Source organism: Nonomuraea sp. NPDC003707, assembly GCF_053587055.1.
In genome coordinates this window covers 1-1,063 of record NZ_JBSFNK010000140.1, presented here as the reverse complement: position 1 = coordinate 1,063, position 1,063 = coordinate 1, and the positions used below count along the sequence as shown (strand labels likewise).

The following is a 1,063-nucleotide window of genomic DNA, read 5'->3' as shown; positions in this document are numbered from 1 at the left end:
CGAGAAATCCTGTGTGAATCTGCCAGGACCACCTGGTAAGCCTAAATACTCCCTGATGACCGATAGTGCACGAGTACCGTGAGGGAAAGGTGAAAAGTGCCCCGGTGAGGGGTCGTGAAATAGTACCTGAAACCGTGTGCCTACAAGCCGTAGGAGCTTACAGAAGCTTGCTTCTGTGTGATGTGACTGCGTGCCTTTTGAAGAATGAGCCTGCGAGTTATGGTGTGTGGCGAGGTTAACCCGTGTGGGGGAGCCGTAGCGAAAGCGAGTCTGAATAGGGCGTTGAGTCGCATGCTGTAGACCCGAAGCGGAGTGATCTACGCATGGGCAGGTTGAAGCTCAGGTAAGACTGGGTGGAGGACCGAACCCACCAGGGTTGAAAACCTGGGGGATGATCTGTGTGTAGGGGTGAAAGGCCAATCAAACTCCGTGATAGCTGGTTCTCCCCGAAATGCATTTAGGTGCAGCGTCGCGTGTTTCTTGCCGGAGGTAGAGCACTGGATGGCTAATGGGCCCGACAAGGTTACTGACGTCAGCCAAACTCCGAATGCCGGTAAGTGAGAGCGTGGCAGTGAGACTGCGGGCGATAAGGTTCGTAGTCGAGAGGGAAACAGCCCAGATCACCGACTAAGGCCCCTAAGCGTGTGCTAAGTGGGAAAGGATGTGGAGTCGCAGAGACAACCAGGAGGTTGGCTTAGAAGCAGCCACCCTTGAAAGAGTGCGTAATAGCTCACTGGTCAAGTGATTCTGCGCCGACAATGTAGCGGGGCTCAAGTACACCGCCGAAGTCGTGGCATTGACACACATGTTGTGTTGATGGGTAGGGGAGCGTCGTGTATGCGGTGAAGCGGCAGAGTGATCTAGCCGTGGAGCGTACGCGAGTGAGAATGCAGGCATGAGTAGCGAATCGAGGGTGAGAAACCCTCGCGCCGGATGACCAAGGGTTCCTGGGGCAGGCTAATCCGCCCAGGGTAAGTCGGGACCTAAGGCGAGGCCGACAGGCGTAGTCGATGGACAACGGGTTGATATTCCCGTACCCGCTTTAACGCGCCCATATCGAACC

General features: G+C 55.7%; 1 rRNA gene. It reads left to right on the top strand.

What is annotated here, in order from left to right:
• Positions 1-1,063 (top strand): 23S ribosomal RNA (locus ACWDRB_RS67895); the annotation flags it as partial.